Source organism: Ditibartonella choladocola (assembly GCF_002007565.1).
Lineage (GTDB): Bacteria > Pseudomonadota > Alphaproteobacteria > Rhizobiales > Rhizobiaceae > Bartonella > Bartonella choladocola.
Window position 1 is genome coordinate 39,572 of sequence record NZ_CP015625.1, and the last position, 19,267, is coordinate 58,838.

17 protein-coding genes are annotated in these 19,267 nt (G+C 46.3%); 10 read left to right on the forward strand and 7 right to left on the reverse strand.

Going from position 1 to position 19,267, the window contains the following annotated elements:
* Nucleotides 1-37: 37 nt before the first annotated feature.
* From BBC0122_RS00200 to BBC0122_RS00210, 3 genes are all read left to right on the forward strand, one after another.
* Nucleotides 38-640, forward strand: coding sequence for a shikimate kinase (locus BBC0122_RS00200; RefSeq protein ID WP_077994367.1), 603 nt, complete (start codon nt 38-40; stop codon nt 638-640).
* Nucleotides 621-1,736, forward strand: coding sequence for a 3-dehydroquinate synthase (gene aroB / locus BBC0122_RS00205; RefSeq protein WP_077990251.1), 1,116 nt, complete (start codon nt 621-623; stop codon nt 1,734-1,736). The genes BBC0122_RS00200 and aroB overlap by 20 nt, the downstream gene beginning before the upstream one ends.
* A gap of 1,236 nt (nt 1,737-2,972) precedes the next feature.
* Nucleotides 2,973-4,340: a serine hydrolase gene (locus tag BBC0122_RS00210; RefSeq protein ID WP_077990253.1), complete on the forward strand. Its 1,368-nt coding sequence runs from the start codon at nt 2,973-2,975 to the stop codon at nt 4,338-4,340.
* A gap of 709 nt (nt 4,341-5,049) precedes the next feature.
* Here BBC0122_RS00210 and grpE read toward each other — a convergent pair.
* The 6 genes from grpE to hrcA all read right to left on the reverse strand — a co-directional run bounded on the left by grpE (nt 5,050) and on the right by hrcA (nt 11,082).
* Nucleotides 5,050-5,745: a nucleotide exchange factor GrpE gene (gene grpE / locus BBC0122_RS00215; protein ID WP_077990255.1), complete on the reverse strand. Its 696-nt coding sequence runs from the start codon at nt 5,743-5,745 to the stop codon at nt 5,050-5,052.
* Between the two features lie 151 nt (nt 5,746-5,896).
* The gene (hemC, locus tag BBC0122_RS00220) at nt 5,897-6,850 is read right to left on the reverse strand and encodes a hydroxymethylbilane synthase (RefSeq protein ID WP_077990257.1); all 954 of its coding nucleotides are present in this window, start codon (nt 6,848-6,850) and stop codon (nt 5,897-5,899) included.
* A gap of 254 nt (nt 6,851-7,104) precedes the next feature.
* On the reverse strand, nt 7,105-7,872 hold the full coding sequence (locus tag BBC0122_RS00225) for an ABC transporter permease (protein WP_077990259.1): 768 nt from the start codon (nt 7,870-7,872) through the stop codon (nt 7,105-7,107).
* A 65-nt stretch (nt 7,873-7,937) separates the two neighbouring features.
* Nucleotides 7,938-8,723, reverse strand: a complete 786-nt coding sequence (locus BBC0122_RS00230; protein WP_077990261.1) for an ABC transporter ATP-binding protein — start codon at nt 8,721-8,723, stop codon at nt 7,938-7,940.
* A 47-nt stretch (nt 8,724-8,770) separates the two neighbouring features.
* On the reverse strand, nt 8,771-9,841 hold the full coding sequence (locus tag BBC0122_RS00235) for an ABC transporter substrate-binding protein (RefSeq protein WP_077990262.1): 1,071 nt from the start codon (nt 9,839-9,841) through the stop codon (nt 8,771-8,773).
* A 170-nt stretch (nt 9,842-10,011) separates the two neighbouring features.
* On the reverse strand, nt 10,012-11,082 hold the full coding sequence (gene hrcA / locus BBC0122_RS00240; protein WP_077990263.1) for a heat-inducible transcriptional repressor HrcA: 1,071 nt from the start codon (nt 11,080-11,082) through the stop codon (nt 10,012-10,014).
* Between the two features lie 107 nt (nt 11,083-11,189).
* Between hrcA and rph the strand changes: the two genes are divergently transcribed.
* The 7 genes from rph (at nt 11,190) to BBC0122_RS00275 (ending at nt 18,469) form a co-directional block, all read left to right on the forward strand.
* Nucleotides 11,190-11,909 carry a ribonuclease PH gene (gene rph / locus BBC0122_RS00245; protein WP_077990265.1) on the forward strand — a complete coding sequence of 240 codons (720 nt, stop codon included), beginning with the start codon at nt 11,190-11,192 and terminating at the stop codon, nt 11,907-11,909.
* A gap of 13 nt (nt 11,910-11,922) precedes the next feature.
* Nucleotides 11,923-12,567: an RdgB/HAM1 family non-canonical purine NTP pyrophosphatase gene (gene rdgB / locus BBC0122_RS00250; protein ID WP_077990266.1), complete on the forward strand. Its 645-nt coding sequence runs from the start codon at nt 11,923-11,925 to the stop codon at nt 12,565-12,567.
* Nucleotides 12,567-13,727 carry a radical SAM family heme chaperone HemW gene (hemW, locus tag BBC0122_RS00255; RefSeq protein ID WP_077990268.1) on the forward strand — a complete coding sequence of 387 codons (1,161 nt, stop codon included), beginning with the start codon at nt 12,567-12,569 and terminating at the stop codon, nt 13,725-13,727. The genes rdgB and hemW overlap by 1 nt, the downstream gene beginning before the upstream one ends.
* Before the next feature lie 563 nt (nt 13,728-14,290).
* Nucleotides 14,291-15,277, forward strand: a complete 987-nt coding sequence (locus BBC0122_RS00260) for a 2-keto-3-deoxygluconate permease (protein WP_077990269.1) — start codon at nt 14,291-14,293, stop codon at nt 15,275-15,277.
* A gap of 12 nt (nt 15,278-15,289) precedes the next feature.
* The gene (locus BBC0122_RS00265; RefSeq protein WP_077990271.1) at nt 15,290-16,543 is read left to right on the forward strand and encodes a four-carbon acid sugar kinase family protein; all 1,254 of its coding nucleotides are present in this window, start codon (nt 15,290-15,292) and stop codon (nt 16,541-16,543) included.
* On the forward strand, nt 16,543-17,538 hold the full coding sequence (gene pdxA, locus BBC0122_RS00270) for a 4-hydroxythreonine-4-phosphate dehydrogenase PdxA (protein ID WP_077990273.1): 996 nt from the start codon (nt 16,543-16,545) through the stop codon (nt 17,536-17,538). Before BBC0122_RS00265 ends, pdxA begins: the two co-directional genes overlap by 1 nt.
* Before the next feature lie 163 nt (nt 17,539-17,701).
* Entirely contained in the window at nt 17,702-18,469 is a 768-nt protein-coding gene (locus tag BBC0122_RS00275; protein WP_077994368.1) for a DeoR/GlpR family DNA-binding transcription regulator, read from the forward strand.
* A 24-nt stretch (nt 18,470-18,493) separates the two neighbouring features.
* On the opposite strand, the gene mce is transcribed toward BBC0122_RS00275, so the two are convergent.
* Nucleotides 18,494-18,901 (reverse strand): methylmalonyl-CoA epimerase, encoded by a 408-nt coding sequence (mce, locus tag BBC0122_RS00280; RefSeq protein ID WP_077990275.1) that lies wholly within the window; start codon nt 18,899-18,901, stop codon nt 18,494-18,496.
* Nucleotides 18,902-19,267 lie beyond the last annotated feature (366 nt).

Consider the following 19,267-nt stretch of genomic DNA (forward strand, 5'->3'; position numbering starts at 1 on the left):
CAAAATCATGAAAAGCAGATTTTCAAAAACTGGCCCGATGGCAAAAACAGCGCATCGTCTGATGTCTCATCTGGACGGGCGTTCGCTCGTCCTTGTAGGGCTTATGGGGGCAGGCAAATCAACGATCGGCAAACGTGTGGCCACTATGCTGGAGCTTCCCTTTCATGATGCCGATTACGAGATCGAGCAGGCGGCACGCATGACAATACCCGAATTGTTCGAGTCTTATGGTGAACCGGCTTTTCGTGATCTTGAGAGGCGTGTGATTTTACGGCTGTTGAAAGACGGGCCGATGGTACTTGCTACGGGCGGTGGTGCCTATATGAACGGGGAAACGCGCAGTGCTATTGCCGAAAAGGGTATTTCTATCTGGCTTCATGCGGAGCTTGATGTATTGATGGAACGGGTTTCCCACCGTCAAAACCGCCCTTTGTTAAAAAGACCTGATCCGCGTGCCTTTATGGAAAAACTTATGGCAGAACGTTACCCTGTTTATGCTTTGGCCGACATTCGCATAAACAGCCGTAAAACGCGTCGTGACGTGGTGGCACGCGATGTCGTGCGTTCGGTTGAAAGCTATCTTTCAAAATCCGGAAACAGCAATAAAGGACAGCTTAAAAATGGAAAATCAGACAGTTAAAGTAACCTTGGGGAAACGTAGTTACGATATTCTGATAGGACCCGGTCTGGTTGTCTCGGCAGGTAAGGAAATTGCCAACCGTTTTCCGGAAAGACGCGTTGTCGTTGTGACGGATGAAAATGTTGCAGCATTGCATCTTGGCATGTTGACACAAAGTTTGCACGATAGCGGTATTGATGTTGTACCGGTCGTGGTGAAGGCAGGCGAAAAATCGAAGTGCTTTGAAACGCTGGAAAACGTGGTAGATCAAATTCTTGATAATCGTCTGGAGCGGGGCGATTTCGTTATAGCCTTCGGCGGTGGTGTGGTGGGCGATCTTGCGGGATTTGCAGCCGGAATTGTGCGCCGCGGCATGAACTTTATCCAGATTCCGACATCACTTCTCGCTCAGGTTGATTCGTCGGTGGGCGGCAAAACCGGTATTGATACGCGGCAAGGAAAGAATCTCGTCGGTGTATTTTATCAGCCAAAACTTGTCATTGCCGATACAGAGATTCTTGATACTCTGCCTGAACGCGAATTCAGAGCCGGTTATGCCGAAGTCGCCAAATATGGCTTAATCAATCAGCCCGACTTTTTTTCATGGCTGGAAAAAAACTGGCGGCAAATTTTTCTGGGTGGTCATGAGCGAATCGAAGCTATAGCGCAATCCTGTCGTTCAAAAGCCGAAGTGGTCGCCCATGACGAACATGAGTCGGGCGAGCGTGCATTATTGAATCTGGGGCACACCTTTGGTCATGCACTGGAAACAGTCACAAATTATGATTCGGCCAGACTTGTACATGGCGAGGGTGTCGCTATCGGCATGGTTCTTGCGCACCAGTTTTCAAATTACCTCGGCCTTTGTCCGGCCGATGTTGCAACCCGTGTTGAAACCCATTTGAGCACTGTCGGCCTTCCTGTTGCCTTGCAGGATGTTCCCGGTGGTGTGCCGGATGCTGAAACATTGATGAAAATTATTTCGCAAGACAAAAAGGTCGAACACGGTAGCCTGACTTTTATTCTCACACGCGGGTTGGGCCAATCATTCATTGCCAAAAACGTACCGCCGGAAAAAGTATTGGCATTTCTTAAACAAAAACTTGGTGAAAAATGATTGATCGAAGCAGTCATATTGGTTAATGCTTCGACTACGATGAAGTCTGCGTAGCTCAGCAGGATAGAGCACAGGATTCCTGAAATAAATTGGGCGCCTCTAAAGGAAACTTTTGAAGCGGATCTGCTCAAAGTCGGGGAACGCTTCTGGCTTTTTATAGCCATTGCCAATCCCGAACCAAGCCCTCACAAAGGGAAGGTGTAGAGACTGGACGGGCAGCACCTAAAGGCTTTTGCCAATGGTGAAGGGACAGTCCAGACCACAAACGGTCATAGTTTTGACCGGCGGCGAAAGTCGAAGTGGTATGAATCCTGGGGTCGTGGGTTCGAATCCCACCGCGGACACCATCGTATTTTCCTCGAAATGAAATGGTTATTCCAGTGGGTAAAAGCCTGCTGGACCGTGAATTGAGAGGTTTTTTAATTCGCGAATTTTTGTTTATATCTGATCGTCGGTCAATCCGGAATTTATATCCCGTCGCCGGTTGAAGCGAAAAATGAACGGGAATCAATTTGACCCGACAACGCCGTTCATGCAGATATGGCCGTTCATGCAGATATGGAAGAACGGCCTCGCCCTTTTGCAGCAAGCTTGCAGTTTTTTGCATTTACAGGATCGGGTTTCATTTTTGTATTTCCGTTTGCTCAAGTATTTTGGATGCAAAAAATCTTGTGAAAGCAAAACCATAAAAATAGATCAACAAATGACGTTCGACAGCTCATTGACCCGTTCGTGCATTCCTCCTTTTAACCCTCGAATTAACCCTCGAACTATCAGCAGATAGAGTTATCGAAAATACCGGAAGAATTATAAAGCTGTGCCAGCATCCCGTTTGATAAAAAGCACGGCTTTTTATCCGGCTTGTCTTCAAGATTTGTTACAATGACACATAAGAGTGATAAAGTAATCATAAAATAATATTTAATTTTTTAATGTTTAAAACGATCAGTCAAAATACAGAAAACGCATTCTATGTTCAAAATGAATAGAAAATACATAGTAATGAATGGTATCTATGATGAATCTCCTATCCGTGTTGAAACCGGTAGGTTGATTATCATCTTGAATCCTGTATAACAAAAATAATGAAATACGACTCACCGGCGTTATTTACTAAAAATTAACGTTATTACAGGAGCGGGTCTTAACGTAAACGTTCTTATGCAGCATGATAGAAAGAGCTAGGTTCTTTGCGTTTCTTGTTTCATATTGCTTAGGTTCAGGCAGGGTAGACTGATGCGTCTTTTTAAAGTTTTACGGTTTTCGATCGCGTTAATCATTGCGGTTGCGAGCGTCTTGTTTTTTACACTTGCATCAGTTCAGGCGAAATCGAATGCTGTCGAGCTTCCGGCAATAGTGGTTGATGCCAATACCGGAAATGTCCTTTATGCAAATCGCGCGGATGAAATACGGGCACCCGCATCGATTACCAAGGTCATGACGTTATATCTCGTTTTCGATGCAATCCAAAGCGGCCGGTTGAGTTGGAATACCGAAATGCCGGTTTCCAAATATGCTGCGAGCAAACCGCGGATGAAACTGGGCTTGCCTGCCGGTTCCAGAATTTCGGTACGTGATGCAGTCAATGCCATGATTGTTCTTTCGGCCAATGATGCGGCCGTTGTTGCTGCCGAATATCTGGGCGGGAGCGAAGAAAATTTTGCGCGTGTTATGACTTTGAAAGCAAGGTCTCTCGGCATGCGGAACACGACTTTCAGAAATGCCAATGGTCTACCTGCACAAGGGCATGTATCGACAGCCCGCGATATTGCTTTGATGTCAATTGCCATGCGTGACCATTTCCCGCAATATTATCACCTTTTCAGTCAGCGCGAATTCAGTTATCGCGGTCAGGTTTATAAAGGCCACAACCGTGTTCTTGACAGGATTGACGGTGCAGACGGTTTAAAAACCGGTTTTACCGGCCTTGCAGGTTTTACAATTACCACAACTATCGCCAAGGATGGCAAAAAACTGGTTGTTGTGGTGCTTGGCGGTACTTCAGGCCGTCAGCGTGATGATGTCGTTGTATTGCTTGCAAATGCCTATATGGGTAGTGCCAGCCGGTCGACGAAAAAACGTATTTTTGCCCAATGGAACGTAGCCCAATCGGCTTGGCGTGGGCAACCACAGCCAAAGAATGTCCAACCGGATACAAACAATGCCGAGATTGTGACAGCTTCTGTTTCCCAACGTGGCAATCGCGCAACCGAACCGGCAAAAACTGTTGTCGAAACACGTTCTACTATTTCTATTCCGGTGAAAAAAACAGTCAAAGTTGAAACCAGCCCGACGACAATGGCTTATGCCGATGATAGCAAAAAGACAGTCACCGACATTCTAAAAAATGAAATGTCGGGAAATTACATTGTTCAGGTGGCCGCGTTACCCGATAAAGGTTCAGCGGAAGGCTTTTTGAAAACAATAAAAAAATCTTTGTCCGATACAAATGTTGCATCGCTCGGCCATGTCGAACCGGCAACTGTTGACGGAAAAAGGGTTTATCGCGTCAGGTTCGGTTCATTCGGAAGCGAAAGTGAAGCAAATGCAGCTTGTGGCAAAATAACAGCACAAGCCTATTCATGTTTTGTTGTTGCGAATTGAAATAGCTTTTTTTGTTAGAAAAAGCTGACAACTGAACCGGATAATCTTTCCGGAACGCATTCATAATCCTTTTATCGCCGTGAACGTCATTGTTTAAAACATTGGTTGAATTCTGGTAAAAAGACCGAAGCTTCGGGTAAGAACCGGAGATATTTTTATTCAACTGCCAAAATGACGGAATGTGCAAGATTGTCTTTGCCCTTATATTGTTTTGGCACTTGTCTCATGGAGAGAGTTTGAAGGGCAGTTTCTAAAAAAATTGAACCTAGCCGGTTATTGTAATGATTGGAAGCCGGTAATCTATTCAGGAATTATGCCCAAGCATAATCAACTTCCATCACTTCCATATTTATAAATTGCCAATCACGAAGCTTTAACAATTGCCAATCACGAAGCCAAATGCTTGCCGGATAATGGATATAGATTCATAGATTGTTTGATAAATATAGCCGGTATGGTTGCACGTTACGGCTCGACCAATTCCCCTTTCAGGAACAATGTTTCCTACGCAGTGCAACGGGAATGAAACGATGAAGTTTCCCGAAAGCATTCAGAAAAAAGAAGGCTCGAAATTGTAGAAAATTAAAAAAGGCGGAATTTTACCGCCTTTAATAAAGAGCTGAACAACGGATCGACACTTTAAACCTCGACAGAGAGCTTCCTGACAGCTTTTTTTGTACAGTTATACGGGTTAAAGCGCAAACAGGCTCTAATCCGCTTTCTTGTCATTATGCTCGGCGTTTTCCGTGCTTTTCGTATTTGTTTCTTTCGGCCCACCTTTGGAAACACCGACCATGGCCGGACGTAATACGCGATCTCCGATGACATAACCGGCCTGAACAACTTGTTGTACGGTGTTGTTTGGCACATCGGTATTCGGGATTTCAAACATAGCCTGATGGAAATTCGGGTCGAATTTTTGCCCTTCAGGTTCAATTTTTTTCACGCCATTGCGCTCCAACGCTGCCATCATGGCGCGTTCTGTCATTTCAACCCCTTCGGCCAAAGCATTCAGCCCGGAATCTTTTTCACGTGCACCTTCGGGAATAGCCTGCAAAGCGCGGTTGAGATTATCCGAAACCTGAAGCATATCGCGTGCGAAATTGGCAACCGAATAGGACCGTGCATCGGCAACGTCACGGGCAGTGCGGCGGCGCAAATTTTCCATTTCAGCCGCGAGACGCAAAACCTGATCTTTCAGTTCGTCATTTTCTGCCTGCACGGCAGCAACCGGATCAGCCCCCTCATCGGTAACCTGATCTTCCTCGGCTTCGGCTTTCGCTTCTTCCTTGCGCTGTTTCAAGAAATCATCGGCCGCACGTTTCAATGCATCTCTGTCAGCCGGATTCTTTATGTCACGGTTATTGATATCGCTTTCGCCAGACTTCTTTTTTTCCTCAGACATAGGATTCCTACTTCTCGATAATAGTTGTTAAATTCGATATCGAAATTTTAGCGAGAAAAATCAAGAGGCAAACCGTAAAACGACAGTCTAAATACGTTCAGCCCCCCGCTTTTAACCGATAATCGGTAGCCGGTTGAAAAATTGTCGGGATTCAAGCTTTTAGCAGGCTTTCGACCTTTTTTCTATTGCTATTGACTGTGCAGGCTCTTAGCAGCTCGCCGGCTCCCTTATCAAGTAGCCGTTCCGCCAGAACCTTGCCCATTTCTTCAACGCCATAAGTACAAGTTGTCGCGTAATCGACAATCTGCTTCAAGCCGTCAACGCCTGTTACGGTGGCTTTCATATAAAGCATTGTGTTTTTCCATGTCGAGCAAACACCCACAGGCAAATTGCATCCGGCATTGAGATATTTCATCAATGAACGTTCGGCGTCGGTTTCGGCACGCGATTTTTTGCATTCAATTGCTTTAAGCAGTCTTAGAATATCGCGGTCGCCTTGACGGCATTCTATACCAAGAGCCCCTTGGGCAACAGCATAGGGGAATATTTGCGGATTGAGACATTCCATGCTGTCTTCAAAAAGGCCAAGCCGTTTTAATCCCGCAGCCGCAAGAATTGTCGCGTCAATACCGTTTTTGTCAACCGCACGGCGCAATCTCGGCGGTACATTGCCACGAACCGGCACAATCTCGATATCCGGAAAGAACGATCTGAGCTGGGCAGCACGACGAATGGAGCCGGTGCCGATTTTATGATGATTGCTGCGAATATCATCAAATTTCAAGCCGCAAAGAACGTCACGCGGGTCTTCACGCTTGGGAACCGAAGCCAGAACAAGCCCTTCGGGCTGCACTGTCGGCAAATCTTTCAAAGAATGGACAACAACATCCACTTCCCGATTCAACAATGCCTCTTCACCACTCTTGGTGAAAACACCGACATTGCCTATATCCTGAAAACTCGTGTGCTTATCTTTGTCACCTACACAGCCAAGCAAGACAGTTTCAACTGTTAACGTAGGATCAAGCTCCCGCAAAAGCTTAGCCACACTTTCCGCTTGCACGCGCGCTAACGCACTTTTCCGTGTTCCAAGCCTTATCCGCATAACTCTAAGCCTATTCCGTATATTCCAATAATCGAACTTCACACTCTTTAGAGCGTTTCTAAGAGTATCTAACTCAACTTGCGCATAAAAGAAAGTTCTCTTCGCTTAAATTGTGATTCAGAGTGTCATTTTCAAATTTTAAGGCAATTTTTCCTTAAAATGTCAGGAAAAGAAACAAATAATTCTTTGTTTTGCGCGTTGATTATAACGTTTTTTTGAAGCGATATGTTGCGAGCCGGTGGCAAAAAATCAGGTTATCTTTGTCCATCCCAGAAAATGATTCTGTGTTTTGCGAAACCGACAATCAGATGCATGATAACACCAATGAGCGCCAGAATAACAAGAATGGCGAATTGACCGGCAATGTTGAACTGCTCGTTGAACTGCATAAGCATTTTGCCCAACCCCTTTTGAGCGCCGACAAATTCGGCAACAATCGCGCCAATCAGGGCAAAGATAATGCCAAGGCCGAGACCTGCAAATACAAACGGCAGGGAAGCCGGCAATTTTACTTTCAGCAAAATCTGTATTTCGTTGGCACCGAAAGCCTTGAGCATCTGTATTTCTTCGCGTCCTGCCGATTGTAAACCGGCAATGACATTGATGAGCATGGGGAAAAACGAAATAAGTGCGGCCATAACAATTTTTGATGTGATGCCATAGCCGAACCATTGCAGAAAAATCGGTGCGAGAGCAACCGTCGGTATCGTCTGGAAGGCAATGATATAAGGCAAAAGTGCGAGCTGGAAAACGCGAACTTGCGAAATGGCAATGCCGAGAATTGCCGCAAGCACCAAGCCACAAATATAGCCGAGCAAAACTTCGACCATTGTAACACCGAGGTTATCCCAGAAAAGGGTTGACTGCAGCAGCCGCACGAGCTGGGAAAAAATGCGGCTGGGCGGTGGCAACAGATAGTTCGGAACCTGCCACAGCCACACGGATGTTTCCCAGAAGCCGACAACAAGAATAAAAACAACAACAACAAGCAATGCTTGAAGCGTTTTTTCATTTTTAAACATTGCCAGCCTTTCTGCGGTTTTGCCGATTTCTCAATCACAGGATTTGATGGATATGCAACGGCAGTTCAACAATTCATACTAAAATTTTCAAAATGTTGTCTTATTTGGCCTAAAATTTTTCCGACTTTTTTATCTGTCAATTCCTGAAGTTCGCGCGGGCGGGGCAATTTGACATCGACAATTTCCTCGATATGGCCGGGACGCGGGCTCATCACCACCACCTTATCGGCAAGAAATACCGCTTCGGGAATGGAATGGGTAACAAAAAGCACGGTTTTTTTGCTTTCAAGCCAGATATTTTGCAATTCGCCATTCAAAACTTCGCGGGTCATTGCATCAAGCGCCCCGAATGGCTCATCCATAAGCAGGACTTTCGGGTCACGGATAAGGGCGCGGCAAATTCCGGCACGTTGGCGCATTCCGCCTGAAAGCTCGGTGGGCAATTTGTTTTCAAACCCTTTAAGCCCCACTGTTTCCATCAACATCAAAGCACGGTCATAATATTGTTTTTTGTCAAGATGCATCAATTCGACCGGCAAGAGGATGTTTTGCAGGATTGTGCGCCACGGAAGCAGCGTAGGGTCCTGAAAGACAAAGCCTACTTCCGGCGAAGGGCGGGTAACGGCGATGTCATTAAGCATGACTTCGCCGGAAAAATTGTCAACAAGACCGGCAAGGATTTTAAGCAGAGTCGTTTTGCCACAACCGGATGGTCCCACGAGTGCAACAAAAGCACCTTCGGCTATTTCAAGATTGACATCTTTCAACGCATCGATCGTGCCGTCTTTTTTACTTTCATAGCATTTGTGCAATCCCTTGATGGAGATAAGGGGTTTTTTGACAGACGGCATAGACGTTTTCTCGATCTTTCAGGTAAATAACCGTGGGTTTAGACGGATTAATCCTTTTTAACAATTGCCTTGATATCGAAATTATAAATTTCCGGCATCAAGGAATTGTTCCAAACGTCTTTTACATGAAGCAGGCGTTCGGTTGAACCTGTTTGATGCGCAAAAGACAAAACTGCTTGCCAGCGTTCATCAGGAATATCAAGCCATTTTCCCCAACTTGCCGGATCCGGTTTGTCAGCCGGTGTCGAATCGGCAAGTGCTATGGCCATTGCTTCGGCAGTATTTTTGGCATCCTGTCCTGTCGGATTATCAGAACCTCCCAGTTCGGGGAATTCTTTAAAAGCAAGTTTCAAGGCACTATCGGGATAAAGTTTGGTGTAAATCATGCCTTTATAGGCAGCGCGTGCAAAAGCCGAAAGTTCATGTGGCTTGTCATCGAATATTTTCTGGCTTGTGACCATAGTAACGCTGAAAAGGCGGTTCATTTCTTCAGGGCGTTGCAAAAGATCGAATTCAACGCCGTTTTGACGCATAACGGTAAAACTGTCGGAATAGCTGTCGACTGCGTCGATATCCTTCGCATTGAGCGCGGCTGCCGCGCGCGCACCTGCACCAACAGGGACAATTGTAACGTCATTTTCTTTCAAGCCGGCAATTTTTAAATTCGCCCGTAAATCGGCATAAGAAGCCGAAGCCAGACTGATTACGCCCACCCGTTTTCCTTTAAGATCGGCAATGGATTTGATAGTGGAGCCTTTCGGGACACCGATAAAATAAGGCCATCTGACCGTTATTCCGGCAAATGCCTTGAGCGGCACACCTTTATCAACGGCAGCGGCAATATTGGCAGATGACGCATAGGCAATATCGGCAGAACCGGATGCAACTGCCTGAAGAGCTGCTGTGGAGCCATCGGTAAAGAGCAATGACGGATTGATATTTTCTTCCTGAAAATAGCCGAGTTGTTTGGGAATGGCATAGGTAAATGTTTCTTCCGCCGGCGTTGTTGTGCTGCGGGCGAGTGCCAGAACAAAATGCACAGGTTCGGCAAATCCGGATAGAGTGAAAAATAAAAACGCATTCAGTAGTACAACGGCATGGATGAAAACGGCTTTCATGGGATGCTCTCCTTTGTACTTTCCGTAAAACAAATGCAGCCCATAAAACAGATGTGGCTTGCGGAAAGGGGCGGACAATGACAGGGCCTATCCGGAAAGTATCCCATCTCTAGCCGATAAGTGCAATAGAAGCGGAAGTTTTAATATATTTACCGGCGTTTGATTTACGTCTATTTGAGAAGTCGCGAGACAAGTTGGGCAGTATAGTCGACCATCGGAACAATACGCGCATAATTCAAACGGGTTGGCCCGATAACGCCGAGAGCGCCAAGAACATGCTGGTTTGAATCGCAATAAGGCGCAACGATAAGAGAGGAGCCGGATAACGAAAACAACTTGTTTTCAGAACCGATAAAAATACGCACACCTGAACCTTCCTCGGCGAGATCAAGAAGCTGCATCATGCTTTCACGTGTTTCAAGATCATCAAAAAGATGGCGCAAACGTTCAATATCTTCTGCGGCTTTGACATCTTCCAGAAGGTTGCCGCGCCCGCGCACAATAAGTTGGGTTTTGCGCCCCTGATCTTCGCCTCCCCAAACGGCAAGCCCCTGATCGACGAGATGTTGCGACAATTCATCAAGAGCTGCCTTGGTCTCTTCTCTCTGCCTCGAGATTTCAGCCTTGGCTTCGCTTAAAGTTCGTCCCTGAATATGGGCGTTCAGAAAATTGGTGGCTTCGCTTAATTGCGACAATGTTACCCCTTCGGGCAAATTGACAATACGATTTTCCACATCACCATTTTGGGTTACGAGAACTGCCATGGCGCGGGAAGAATCAAGCCGTACAAATTCGATATGTTTGAGTGTTCCTTCGTTTTTTGTCGACAAAACCAGTCCGGCACCACGTGAAAGACCGGATAGAATCTGGCTCGCACCGGTCAGGAATTGTTCGACCGATTGGCTATGACCGGCTTCTTCAACCTGTGTTTCTATGGCTTTGCGTTCGTCTTCCGGAAGGTCGCCAACTTCGATAAAAGCGTCGACAAAAAACCTCAAACCCGATTGTGTCGGCATACGACCGGCAGAAATATGGGGCGAATAGATAAGGCCGAGATGTTCGAGATCGCTCATAATTGTGCGAATGGTCGCCGGAGAAAGGCTTTGTGGCAATTGTCGGGACAGATTGGCCGACCCGACCGGGTCTCCTTCGCTCAAATAGGTTTCGACAATTCGCCTGAAAATATCGCGGGATCTTTCGTCGAGACTTTTCAATTCATCCGGAATGGTGGCGTGTTTCATCATATTCCTTCAATGACAGAATTTCTTTCCTTCTATATAAGTTTTGCCAAACACGGGTCAAATGGTCTAAAGATGCTTCAAACAACGCTTCAGGGAAAGGAATATTTATGCGCCCGTCCAATCGTGCCAGCAACGAGATGCGTGCCGTTTCGTTTGAACGTCATGTGAACAAACATGCCGAAGGGTCATGTCTGGTCAAGTTCGGTGATACCCATGTGTTATGTACAGCAAGCCTTGAAGAACGTGTCCCCAACTGGATGCGCAATTCCGGCAAAGGATGGGTTACCGCCGAATATGGTATGTTGCCCCGTTCAACCGGTGAAAGAATGCGCCGCGAGGCCGCTTCGGGCAAACAGGGTGGGCGCACCATGGAAATCCAGCGTCTCATCGGCCGCTCGTTGCGTTCGGTCGTTGATTTGAAAGCCTTGGGCGAAATGCAGATTACGATTGATTGTGATGTTATTCAGGCTGATGGCGGAACCCGCACAGCATCAATCACCGGCGCATGGGTTGCCCTTTATGATTGTCTGGGTTTTATGGAAACACGCCAGATGGTTTTGCGCAATAAGGTACTGAAAGACCATGTTGCAGCAATTTCCTGCGGTATTTATCAGGGAACGCCGGTGCTCGATCTCGATTATGCAGAAGATTCCAATGCCGAAACCGATGCCAATTTCGTGATGACCGGCAAAGGCGGAATTGTCGAAATACAGGGCACTGCAGAAGGCGACCCGTTCAGTGAAGAGCAGTTTTCAACATTGATGTCTCTGGCAAAAAGCGGCATTCATGATTTGATTGAATTGCAGAAGAAAGTGATAGCTTCCTGAAAGGTGATTATCGATGAGAAAGCTTGAAGGGAAAAAACTGGTTGTTGCAACGCATAATTCCGGAAAACTCAGGGAAATAGCCGATCTTATTGGCCCGTTCGGGTTTGAAACCACATCGGCGGGTGAATTGGGATTGGAAGAACCGGAAGAAACCGGCACGAAATTTGAAGAAAACGCCTATATCAAGGCTTTTTTTGCAGCCAAATCGACAGGTTTGCCGGCATTGTCGGACGATTCAGGACTTGAGGCAGACGCTCTTGACAAGGCACCCGGCGTTTATACTGCCGATTGGGCGATAGAACCTGACGGACACCGCGATTTCGACAAAGCAATGAAAAAAGTTGAAGATGCATTGGAAAAGAAAGGTGCAACAACGCCTGATAAACGGCATGGCCGTTTTGTCTCGGTGCTTTGCCTTGCCTGGCCTGATGGACATGCGGAATATTTTCGCGGTGAAATCGAAGGCACTTTGGTCTGGCCGCCGCGTGGCAAAAAGGGTTTCGGTTTCGATCCTATCTTCCAGCCGGAAGGTTATGACAAAACATTCGGTGAAATGACGGCAGAGGAAAAACATGGTTGGAAGCCGGGCGACAAACATGCTTTGTCACACCGCGCACGGGCGTTCAAACAATTTGCCGAAGCGTTACTGGAAAACTGATGGACGAGCCATTCGGTATTTACGTCCATTGGCCGTTTTGTGCCGCCAAATGTCCTTATTGCGACTTCAATTCCTATGTCCGGTTGAAAGGCGTGGATGAAGACCGTTTTGCCAAAGCTTTTGCAAGAGAAATGGCAACAGTGCGTGAATGGACAGGAGCCCATAAGGCAACGACTGTTTTTATCGGCGGTGGTACGCCATCGCTGATGTCGCCAAAAACAGTCGAATCACTCTTGAAAAGCATTGATCGTTATTGGCCGATTGTGGACAATGCCGAAATTACAATGGAAGCCAATCCTTCAAGCGTCGAGGCCGGGCGTTTTCATGGTTATCGTTCAGCCGGTGTCAACCGGCTTTCCTTGGGCGTCCAGTCATTGAACGATGAAGAATTGAAACGCTTGGGGCGCATTCATAATGTCGAACAGGCACGTTTTGCTATTGGCCTTGCACGCGAGATTTTCCCACGGCTTTCCTTTGACCTTATTTATGCGCGCCCCAACCAGACATTGCATTCGTGGAAACATGAACTGGAAGAAGCAATTGATCTCGCAGCCGACCATCTTTCGCTTTATCAATTGACCATTGAAGAAGGCACGGGGTTTGACAGGCTCTATAAAGCCGGAAAGCTTAAATTGCCGGAGGCGGATTTGAGTGCCGATCTTTATGATCTCACACAGGAAATAACCGAAAGTCGCGGGCTTCCTGCTTATGAAATATCCAATCATGCAGCCGCCAATGCGCAGTCGCAACACAATCTCATTTATTGGCGCTATCAGCAATATGTCGGTATTGGTCCGGGGGCGCATGGCAGGTTTCTTCCTGTTTCAAATGGCGATTTTCCGGATCGGCGATTGGTAACGATCACCGAAAAAATCCCCGAACGCTGGTTGGAACTGGTTGAAAAACAAGGTCACGGTATTGTTGAAGAAGAACATTTGACAAAAAGTGAACAGGCGGAAGAAATGGTCTTGATGGGTCTGCGCCTCACCGAAGGGCTTGATCTTGCCCGCTACGAGAAACTGGCAAATCACGGATTGAACCAGAAAAAAGTTGCCGATCTTCAACAACAAGGCCTTGTAGAAATGGTGGGCAATAGCCGCATCCGTGCAACAGGAAAAGGCCGCATGGTGCTGAATTATATTATCAGCGAACTGGCTTGAGCTTTTTTATTCGCTTTTATTCGCGTTATTTATAGCTTGAAACAAGTGACCGGAGCGGCTTGAAAATTCAATATTGAATAGGGTTTAACTGGCTTTAACAGGTGATGAAAAATCCCCGATAAAGATCAAGCGTGCTGTGACGTGATGGTTATCAACCCATTTATTATGAAGTGACTATTATGAAGTGACGATTGTAACCCCTGTCATATTATAAAATGTTCGCCATTTCAGGCTTCTGTCAGAGTGATACCACTCCCGCCCGATATTACTGTTTTATATGTTTTTCTTCGTTTGATACGAATAGTGTGGCAGTTGTCTTTTGCACAATTGATAGTGTGAAAAATCCTCTCTGTTAGAAAAAGTTCTTTCAAATCAACAAAATCAATTATGTCTATAAAAAGCACAAAATGAACAATAACCGCGCCTTAATTGCGCAAAATACGCATTTTTAAGCTTAATATTGGCATTTACAATTGACGAACTGCGCAAAATACGCAATTAATATCCTTGAAGAGTACGAATTGTCTCGATTTGTGGAGGCAAATTTCAGGGAGTGAATCGAAATGCAAATACCTATAAAACGCGGGATTGAAAAAGTACCTGGAGGAATGATGGTTGTTCCCCTCCTGATTGGTGCAGTGATAGCTACTTTTTTCCCTGAAGCGCCGGGGTTTTTCGGTTCATTCACCGGAGCGCTTTTTAAAGGTTCGTTGCCGATACTGGCAGTTTTTTATGTTTGTATGGGGGCAAGCATCAATTTTAAAGCAGCTCCCTACATTATTAAAAAAGGTGGAACATTATTTATCGTGAAGGTGGGCATAGCCATTCTGGTTGGTGTTATTGCCGGCAGGTTTTTAGGTGAGGCGCCGATTACTTCCGGTATTTTTGCGGGCGTTTCGACCTTGGCACTGGTGGCAGCTCTGAACGATACAAATGGCGGTCTTTATATGGCACTGATGGGGCAATACGGGCGCCCGCGCGATGTCGGAGCCTATACGATCATGTGTTTGGAGTCAGGACCGTTTCTAACTATGATTACATTAGGAGTGGCGGGGCTTTCTGCCTTCCCATGGCAAGCATTGGTTGGCAGCATTTTACCACTGGTTGTCGGAATGATATTGGGTAATCTCGACAAGGAAATGCGTGAATTTCTTGGTAAAGCCAGCGGTGTGATGATTCCGTTTTTTGCTTTCGCCCTTGGAGGTTCACTTGATCTTTCCAAGGTCTGGCAAGCCGGACTTTTAGGACTTGCCATGGGAGTGGGCGTGGTCATCATTACCGGAATTCCGCTGTTTTTTGCCGACAGGTTAACCGGCGGCACAGGTGTTGCCGGTGTAGCGGCTGCATCCACAGCCGGTAATGCTGCCGCCGTACCGGCAATTGTCGCTTCCGCCAATCCGGCTTATGCAGATGCAGCAATTCCGGCAACAATGCTTGTTGCGGCCTGCGTTGTGGTGACAACAGTATTAGTGCCATTCGTTACAGCCTGGGTTTCTAAAAAATACGGGAGACCGGTAGCAGAAGCCGGAGAAGAAACCGGTTTGGAATAAGGGAGTGGCATTATGAAAAACTGGCTTATTCTGGCAGATGATCTCACCGGTGCAGCCGATTGTGCAATCGCCTTTTGCCGTCAGGGAGCAACAGCGACCGTCGGCTGGAAGAATGCCTATCCTTCGCTGACAGATCGGGCACAAATATTTTCTTATAATATTGACAGTCGCGAATTGAATGTAAGCGAGAGTGTCCGTCTCCAGCGTCAAACATTGGAAAAACTCTGGTCGCCGCAAGCATTCCTGTTTTGTAAGATAGATTCGACATTACGGGGGCAACCGGGAGCTGTCATTGCTGCAACGTCCGATTTTCTGAAACAGCATACGGGGCGTGCCGTGGGCGTTCTGGCACCGGCATTTCCTGCGACAGAGCGTACCACCAGAGGCGGAAAGATTTTTGTCAACAATATCGGGCTGGAAAATACCGAGCTTTGGGCGCGTGACCATACTTATCCGACATCCGATCTAAAGCAGATTCTTCATGATGTCGGTTTGAAAGCTTTTGTTATAGATCTCGAAACCTTAAGGCAAGACGCCAATAGACTGTCTGCCTATATTGAGAATATCGAGCAGCAAAATAAAGATTTCGTTTTTATTTTTGATGCCGAAACGCCCGAAGATCTGCAACAGATTGCCAATGCTTTTTCCAAAGCGGATTCATCACATTTCTTTATAGGAAGTGCAGGTCTTGCGCACGCTTTTGCTGCAAGATGCCCTGCAAGGCTGCGCAACGCCACAATAAATGTGAAAAATGAAGGTGGCATCATGATTGTGGTGGGGTCGTTGGCCAAAGCTTCCCGCCTGAGCGCAAAGAAGCTGTTGGATACCCGTTTGCTGCGGCATTTCCCTGTTGATCCGGATGTTCTCTTAGAAGGAGGAGCAGGGATTGCCGGTTTTTCGCACGACGTGGCAGAGGCTTTGCGAAAGGGCGATGATATATTGGTTGAAATTACCGTGGGTAAGAATGTTGATATGTCACTTGGATCGCGGCTTGCTCTCGATCTTGCCGGAGCACTTCAATGTGTGGGGAGTGATCTCGCCGGTTTTGCCGCAACCGGTGGTGAAACTGCAACTTATTTGATGGATGCATTAGGAGTGAACGGCATTACTTTGGAAGACGAGATTGAAGCAGGTGTTTGTCTCGGTATAACGCGTGGAAAAATTGTCGTACCAATCGCCACGAAAGCGGGAGCCTTTGGTGATGAAAACAGTCTGGTGAAAATTTTCGACAGACTTTCCGACATAAGGAATAAAGGAAAACTTTGATGAATAAGCCGAAAATCGTAATTACAATGGGTGATCCTTCCGGAATCGGGCCGGAAGTTATTATGAAAGCGCTAAAACATAAAGATGTTTATGATATGTGCTCGCCTGTTGTCATTGGCGATGCATTGCGTCTGGAAGAAGCAGGTAAAATTGTTCACGCTGGCCTTGATGTCCGCTCGATAAACGATGTCGAGGAAGCAAAATGTGAATTCGGCACAGTCGATTGTCTTGATTTGAAATTGTTGAAAGCCAATCATCCATTCGGCGTTGTACTGAAAGAATCCGGCGAGGCCGCTTATCAATATATAAAAAAGGCGGCTGAAATTGTCATGGATAACAAGGCTGATGCTATTTGCACGGCTCCACTTTGCAAGGAAGCATTGCATAATGCAGGACACAATTTTCCCGGACATACAGAACTTCTGGCCCATCTCACCCATACGCCGGAAGTTTCCATGATGCTGGTCTCGCCCAAATTACGAGTCATCCATGTTACGACACATATCGGCTTGATTGACGCAATCGCGAAGATAGAACCCGGTCTTGTCGAAAGGGTAATTTCACGTGGGCATAACGTTCTTGTCAAGCGTGGCATGAAAAACCCCAAGATTGCTGTTTGTGCAATCAACCCGCATGCCGGAGAAAATGGACTTTTCGGTTACGGCGAGGAAGAAAAGAAAATCGTTCCTGCTGTCAAGGCTTGTCAGGCAAAAGGCTGGAATGTTGTAGGGCCACTTCCTGCCGATACATTGTTCTATCTCGCCGGTCGGGGTGATTATGATATGGTTGTTGCCATGTATCACGATCAGGGACACATACCGATAAAAGTTCTAGGGCTTGAAAGCGGCGTCAATATTACGGTGGGTCTACCTGTCATTCGTACATCTGTCGATCACGGTACAGCTTTCGATATTGCCGGAAAGGGAATTGCCGACGAGCAATCGATGGTCGAAGCATTGCGGCAGGCTGCCGAACTCGCACCACGAACGGAATAGTGTTTTTGTAGTTTTGTTTCGTGTCATCTGGTATAATAACCGGAATAGACGAACAGCAAGTTCTATTTGAAACGGATAGGACTTATGTTGCAAAATAAAGACGGAGAGTTCAGGAATATATATTCCTGAACTCAAAGTCTTTTTGTTGGAGAACAAAGCTGCTATGACCCGCAAGGAACGACTCACATGCCTCATCCACGCGATCAAGGTCGGCATTGTCAATGTCGAGGCAATGGCAGAAAAATTTGGTGTGTCTGCTTCAACAATCCGGCGTGATTTGCAACAACTTGAAAAAAACGGCCATATTCAGCGAACCTATGGCGGTGCGGTGCTCAGTCAGGCTGTGCCGGAAACGTCTTTTGTCGAGCGTATGGCACGTCATAGCGATAGCAAACATAGTATTGCCAAGCAGGCCAATGAATTGGTTTCCGACGGCGACACCATTCTACTTGATGCCGGTTCGACAGTCTGCGCGTTAGGGCATTTATTGAAAGAGCGTAAGCTTCACATTATTACAAATAACCTTATGCTGGTGCCGCTTTTTGAAGGAAAAACGAATCTGGAACTGACAATAATCGGCGGTAAATGCCGGAATACCAGTATGGGCATTTTCGGCGCTCTTGCGATCAAAAATCTTGAATCATTTACGGCAGACTATTTTTTCACGAGTGCTGACGGTGTCGTTCCGGGGTTGGGCTTATGTGAAGCAAGTCTGGAGCAGACTATTTTAAAAGAAGCAATGATGCAAAGGGCGCGTAACACAGTCGTAATGGCTGATGCTGATAAAATAAATCGGGCAGAACAGCATTGTTGGGCAAAGTGTCCTGCCAAATGGACATTGATTACCGACAAGAAAATGGACGAAGAAGAAAAAAGATTGTTTTCTATTGCCGGTGCAACCGTTCTTGAGGCAGCCCCCCATTCGGTTTGATAGATAGCAAAGCGTTTTTCGTGCTTATTGCTCTTCTAATTCGACCAATGTGCCATCAAAATTTTGCGGGTCAATAAACAATACCGGTTTGCCACGAGCACCCGGTTTCGGGTTCCCGTCACCCAGAATTGTAATTCCCTCTTCTATCAACTGGTCACGCATTTCTAAAATGTTTTCAACTTCAAAACAAATATGATGAAGGCCGCCAGAAGGGTTCTTTTCAAGAAAATCCGCAATTTCCGAATGGTCGCCCAAAGGTGTCATAAGTTCCAGTCTGGTATTGGATAGTTCAACAAAAACAACCTTTACGCCGTATTCCGGCAATTCCTGTACAGTGGTGATATTGCCATTGACCGAGCGATAAAGTTCTGCGGCTTGTTCAAGATCCGGTACGGCGATAGCTACATGATTTAAACGACCAAAGTGACGCACAGATAAAACTCCTTAGTATAATGAAACCTAGAATAACCTCTCCGGTTGCTGTGTCTTTATCCTTCTTCCGGAGAGAAAATCGAGGTATTTGTTGTTGTAACATCTAAAATAAGTTGAAGATTGCAGCAACACTGTTTGTTTCTGAAAGTTGTCCCTGAAAGTTGTTTTTGAAAGTCATCCCCGAAAGTCATCGCTTTGCTATAGTTGTTGCCAACAAAGCAGCAGATTCCGGTTCTGCGGCTTTTGTTCGTTTTATAAGTTTTGCGGGAATAGAATTTCTTTGAAACATAGTTCTATGCAAATTGGTGTTGTTTAGCAGGAACCGGATTTTGGCAAGGTGAATGCCGGTTTTTCGAGCGAGATAGC